We start from the raw sequence: 6,433 nt of genomic DNA, 5'->3' as shown, positions 1-6,433 counted from the left end.
CAGAACGGCCTGTTCCGTTTGAGCCAGGAAGGCAGCACCAACCCGACCGGCACCGGCCCACAAAGCTGGAGCCTCACCGGCGCCACTGTCACCGCGTCCACCAGTGCGCCAGTCACCCTCAACCGCGTGCAAGGCTTGCCGAGCAATGCTGGCAAATCCCAACCGCACAAATACCTGATCGAAACCAACCCGGTACTCACCGACCTCAAGCAATTCATGAGCTCGGATTACCTGTTGTCGAACCTGGGCTACGACCCCGACCAAAGTGCCAAGCGTCTGGGCGATGGTCTTTATGAACAACGCCTGATCCAGCAAGCCGTGGTTGCCCGCACCGGCCAGCGCTTCATCGATGGCCAGACCTCCGACGAGGGCCTGTTCAAGTACCTGATGAATAACGCCATCGCCAGTAAGACGGAGCTCAACCTGTCCTTGGGTGTCAGCCTGACCTCTGAACAAGTCGCGGCCCTGACCCACGATATTGTCTGGATGGAAAATGCCGAGGTGAACGGCGAGCAAGTGCTGGTGCCGGTGCTGTACCTGGCCAACGCCAACAATCGCCTGGCCGCCAACGGTGCCCTGATCCAGGGCCGCGACGTGACCCTGATCGCCGGTAAGGATTTGAACAATGCCGGCACCTTGCGCGCCTCCAACAACCTGTCGGCCACCGCCACCAACGACCTGGTCAGCAGCGGCCTGGTGGAAGCCGGCAATCGCCTCGACCTGCTGGCCACCAACAACCTGACCAACAAGGCCGGCGGCATCATTGCCGGCCGTGATGTCTCGCTGACCACCACCCGGGGCGACGTGATCAACGAACGCACCGTTACCACTCACCAAAGCAGCAGCGGTTACCGCACCGAGCAGACCGACTTCGTCGACAACGCCGCCCGAATCGAAGCGGCCAACAACCTGACCCTCAAGTCCGGACGCGACGTCAACAACGTTGGCAGCGTGCTGAAAAGCGGTGCTGGTACCACGATCACCGCCGGCCGTGACGTCAACATCACTTCAGCTGAGCAGATCGTCAGCGGCGAGCGGGGCCGGCATCGTAATCAGACCATCACCCAATCTGGCTCAGACGTTGATGTGGGGCAGGACCTGAAGATTGCCGCTGGCCGTGACCTGGCGGTCATTGCCAGCCAGATCGACGCCAAACGCGATGTGAACATGAGCGCCGTTGGCGACCTGACATTGGCCTCGGCGGCGGACGAACAGCATTCCTATGGCAAGAGCAAAAAGGTTACCAGCCAGGAGGATCACGTCCGTCAGGTGTCTACGACTGTCACTGCGGGGGGCAACGTTGCCTTGAGTGCGGGTCAGGATCTTGAGGTCACAGCCAGTCGGGTGAACGCAGGCAATGAGGCGTATGTATACGCAGGCAATGATCTCAGTCTGAACACGGCGGAAAACAGTGATTACTCCTACTACTCGAAAACCAAGAAAGGCTCGTGGGGTAAGAAAAAGTCGACGATGACCGAAAGCGGCAATGAAGAAGCCGTTTCGTCGGTTATTCAAGCTGAAGGCAAAACCACTGTAGTCGCGGTCAATGACATCAATATCACGGGCTCGACCGTGAACAGTGACAAGGGTGCCCTAGAGGTTCTTGCTGGCAACGATGTCAATCTGAATGCCGCACAGAACAGTCAGTTCAGTGCGTCCGCGAAGTCCAAGTCGGGTGGTTTCGGTCTGTCCAGCACCAGCAAGATGAGCAGTGACTCCTCCAGCAGCACGTCATTGACGGGATCGACGCTCAGCGGAAACACCACGCTGGTTCAGGCGGGTAACAACCTGGTGGTGTCCGCCAGTAACGTGGTGTCGACCGAAGAGACCAACCTGCAGGCACGTAATGACATCCGCATCGAAAGCGATGTCGAGCACTTCAGCGCGCAGCATAGCCAATCGACCAAGAAATCCGGCTTGATCAGTTCCGGCGGGATCGGTGTCACCTTGGGGTCGTCCAAGAACACCTATAAGCAGGACACCGAGAGCCAGACCCAGAAGGCCAGCACGGTCGGCAGTGTGCTGGGTAATGTGAATATCACCGCCGGTAAGGACCTTACAGTCAAGGCCTCGGATGTGGTCGCTGGTAAGGACATTAGTCTGATCGGGAAAAATGTCAGCATCATCGACGCCGCGAGTGACAGCTCTACCCGGACTAGCCAGGAGAGCAAAAAAAGTGGCCTGACACTTGCCTTGTCGGGTGTGGTGGGGGAGGCCGTCAACACTGCGGTGCAAACCGCCCAGGAAGCCAAGCACGAAGATGACACTCGTCTTGCCGCGCTCCAGGGAATCAAGGCTGGTTTGTCTGGGTATCAGGCTTGGCAGGGCGCTCAGGCAATAGAGTCTGGCGCGAAGGAAGGTAGTTTTGTCGGTATTGCTTTGTCTCTGGGGACGCAAAAATCCAGTTCCAAGCAGGTCCAGGAGCAAAGTGTCAGCCAGGGAAGCAGTCTGACTGCGGGTAATGATCTGCATGTCATTGCTACCGGTAATGGACAACCGGGCGCTGCAACGGGCGACATCTCGGTCATTGGCAGCAAGCTGCAGGCGGGGCGCGACGTAGTGCTGTCGGCTGCTCGCGACATTGATATGCGCGCGGGGGCCAATACGCAAAAGCTGGAGGGTTCCAATAAGAGCGGTGGCGGGGCTGTCGGCGTCAGTCTGGGGGTGGGCTCCAGTGGTGCGGGTCTGAGTATCTTTGCCAACGCCAATAGTGGTACCGGCAAGGAAAAGGGTAATGGCACCGTATGGACGGAGACTACCGTCAATGCGGGCAACCAACTGACCCTGAATAGCGGCCGGGATACCACCTTGGAAGGTGCGCAAGCCTCGGCGCAAAAAGTGGTTGCTGACATCGGTCGCAACCTGACTCTGAGCAGTCTGCAAGACAGTGACCGTTTCGAGTCCAAGCAGGCCAACGTCAGCGGTGGCGCAAGCTTCACCTTCGGCAGCATGACGGGGAGCGGTTCGCTCAGCGTCAGCCAGGACAAGATCAAGTCCAACTTTAATAGCGTGCAAGAACAGACGGGCCTGTTTGCCGGCAAGGATGGTTATCAGGTCACTGTAGGCGAGCATACCCAGCTCAATGGCAGTGTGATCGCCAGCACTGCCAGTGCCGACAAAAACAAGCTGAGCACCGGCACCCTGGGTTGGACGGACATCGGTAACAAAGCCGACTTCAGTAGCCAGCATCAAAGTGTCAGTGGTGGTACTGGTGGGAATGCGGGCTCGATGTTCATGAGCAATATGGGCAGCCTGTTGCTGGTGGGGGCAAACAACAATGGGCATGACAGCAGCACCACCTATTCGGCTGTTTCGAACGGTGAAATCACCATTCGCGACAAAGATCACCAACAGCAAGATGTGGCATCGCTGAGCCGTGACGTCGAACACGCCAACAATGCTTTGAGTCCGATTTTCGACAAGGAGAAAGAACAGAACCGCCTGCGCCAGGCGCAGCTGATTGGTGATATCGGCAATCAGGCGATGGACATCATTCGTACTCAAGGGACGATTGAAGCCGCGAAGGCGCAGAAGGATCCCCTGGCGGTCGAGGATGCCCGCCAAAAGCTGATTAAGGAGGGGAACACCGATCCAAGTAAGGAGCAGATAGCTACCCAGATCACCAATACGGTCATGCAGCAGTATGGCACCGGTAGCGATCTGCAAAGGGCTGCACAGGCTGTGACTGCTGCGATTCAAGGATTGGCGGGCGGGAACATCGGCCAGGCCATAGCGGGAGCATCGGCGCCTTATTTGGCCGGTGTCATCAAGGACAGTACAGGCGACAACCTTGAAGCCAGGATCATGGCTCATGCCTTGCTCGGGGCGGTGTTGGCTAAATCCCAGCAGAACTCAGCTTTAGCTGGAGCGGCAGGGGCAAGCATTGGCGAGCTGGTTGCTAGTCAGCTCTATCCGGGCAAGACCAGCGATCAACTGACTGAGGCTGAAAAGCAGAAGGTTTCGGCGCTTTCGACCTTGGCCGGTGGTTTGGCGGGTGGGCTTGTTGGGGGCAGTTCAGCAGATGCTATCGCTGGCGCGCAAGCAAGTAAGAATGCGGTAGAAAATAATTATCTTAGTGTTGAAGAGGCAAGCGTAAAGAAAGCTCTAACGCTTAAGGAGCGTGAGGGCACGATTACGCCCGAAGAAGCACAAAAATTAGCAGATACAAAAAAACTAGATAAGGATAGGGATGCGACTATTCAAGCGGCATGTACAGCTGGAAATAAAGCAGGTGTGGAGTGTGGCCGTTTAGTTGCAATGGCCAAGCAAGCGCTTGTGGAGTACGGTGATTCTGTAACCTATTCGTTGCTGTATAAAGATATATACCCTGAAGACGCCGCGAATGTTGAGGCTGTCCTGCAAGGCTTGGATTCGGAAAGTATCACTAGAGATGCTGCTATAACGGCAATAGTGAAAGAATCGGGATTGTCTAGAGGTGAGATTGAGAGTCGTTATGATCTCGTGATGTCACTCCAGGCTGCAACGGCGGCCCTAGCGGGGGTTTATGGGGTTAGGTCTTTAGCTGCAGAGCCACCATCGACATCAAAAGGGGTTGGTAGTAAAGTCGACGGTGCAAAAGGGACTGCAACAGCTCCGAAAGTCACCATCAAAGATCACTATGATCACCACCTGAACATGGTGGATGACATTAAGGATCAACTTTCGTCTCAAGGGTTCAGAGTCAGCGAAAAGGAAATATCATTCGGCAGCTCCTGTGGCACTGGGCGTTGTAGGCCAGACATCGTAGCCGAAGCGCCCGATGGAACCCTTAGAATTATTGAGGTTAAGACGGGAAGTGCGGACCTGAGTATTCGGCAGTCCGAAATTTTCCCTCAAATAAAGGAAGGGAGTTCAATTCCAAGAGGGAAAGTTGCGGAAAGCTTTGGCCTGACACCAGGCGTGCCGTTAAAGGAGCAAGGTTATCCTAACGGTATTCCTATTGAGATAATGAATTTTCCTGGTGCTAAGTAATGAAAGAAAAAGATGTGGTTTCAAATTTGAAGGAGCTGGGCTGGATTTGTAGCAAGGATGAGGTTGGGGATTATTTTTGCGTGAAAGATATTGAGGAGGTAAAGATTCAAGTAATCCCGTCTGTGGGGGAGCGCTCGGACCATTTTCGAGTGTCGCTTACACCCTCGGTTTCGACCAAGGAGTTCTCGGAGGTTGTTGCTTTTGTACTAGGGGAAGGAAGCGGATATTCGCCAGTCATAGTTAGTAATGAGCCCCCGGAGAAATTGCCTAATTTTTCTAGTGATGATGTTCTTAGGATGTCAGAGAAAGCCATATCTTGGGCTCGCTCACAGAATATTGAGTCTGGCCTGATGGTTTATAGAAATCTGCCGACTGATGCTAAAGGTGCGATGCCCCTTCGACACCTGGCTGCATTGGCAATAGCTGGTGACGTTGAACGATTGGAAGGTTACAAGAAGAGCTTTGAGATGGGAGATAGGCTTGGGTTTGTACCTTACATTACTGCTGACATGATTGATCGAGCAGTCTTGAAAGCCAAAAGTGCAGAGTAGAGTTTTCTTGAACACTACCCACCCAAAGGGGAACCCCCTTTGGATCCTAAAGCCTAACACGCTGCGCTTGTCGGCCCCTGGGTGTCCGATGGCTTCGCCACCGAACCGCCAGGGGTGGGTCATCGGTGTTTGTTGTAACGGGGTCAAAACCCGCGTCGGGGTGGTTTTGTGCGGTGACAACGGATCATCAGGGCCGACCGTCCTGCAGGCCGCGCCACATCTGGTGTTGAGCGCCTAGACAACGAAAATCACGTCGGGTGATACTGTTGGTGCAAAAGGCATTCCCTCTATTCCTGACTCAGGAGCAAGCAGTGCAGCTAATGCTGCTAGACTCAAAATGCAAATGGTTGCTGAGCAGGCGGCCGGAGCAAGGGCACCAACACAGATCACTAGCTATTCAAATCACGCATTGGAGCAATTTGCAGGAAGGGATGGTGGCATTGGTGTAAGCCAGTCAGCACTCAGTGGAGCTTGGTCTAGTCCTCTAAAGATTGAATATGTCCCTTCAAAGTATGGTCCAACATTTAGGTATACGGGGACGGATGCAGTCATAGTGGTCAATGCTGAAGGTAAAGTTGTCACCGGTTGGGGGAAATCAGCTGCGGGGACCGGTAAATGAGTAGCCTCTTAACAAGCGCCCAATTACAGCTTTTATTTGCGTTGTGCTTTATGGCAGGAGAGCACCAACTGGCACTGGCTGAGAAATTACTTAATAGTTCATTATCATCAAGTGAGGTGGATGAGCTTTGTGAGTTGATTTCTAATGAATTTTTGATAAATGGAATAGAGGAAAGCTTCGAGCCGAATGGTTATGGCCTTGAGCTAGAACTGCTTCTGGATGCGGTCAACAGAGGTCGTGGTCAAGGTCGTTAGAGCTTCGTAATTTTTTGGCTCTTTGGTTGGTGCAAAAG

At 54.3% G+C, this 6,433-nt stretch carries 3 protein-coding genes; all 3 read left to right on the top strand.

The features are described from left to right. A partial coding sequence (locus AF70_RS29530) for a hemagglutinin repeat-containing protein (protein ID WP_178119840.1) occupies positions 1–4,971 on the top strand: 4,971 nt, incomplete at its 5' end. Next, positions 4,971–5,522 carry a hypothetical protein gene (locus AF70_RS29525; protein WP_019582921.1) on the top strand — a complete coding sequence of 184 codons (552 nt, stop codon included), beginning with the start codon at positions 4,971–4,973 and terminating at the stop codon, positions 5,520–5,522. The genes AF70_RS29530 and AF70_RS29525, both read left to right, overlap by 1 nt. 615 nt (positions 5,523–6,137) lie before the next feature. Then, positions 6,138–6,395: a hypothetical protein gene (locus AF70_RS29520; RefSeq protein WP_155954669.1), complete on the top strand. Its 258-nt coding sequence runs from the start codon at positions 6,138–6,140 to the stop codon at positions 6,393–6,395. Positions 6,396–6,433: the final 38 nt, after the last annotated feature.

This window comes from Pseudomonas sp. KD5, assembly GCF_012932895.1.
Taxonomy (GTDB): Bacteria; Pseudomonadota; Gammaproteobacteria; order Pseudomonadales; family Pseudomonadaceae; genus Aquipseudomonas.
This window is presented reverse-complemented; position numbering and strand designations above follow the sequence as displayed.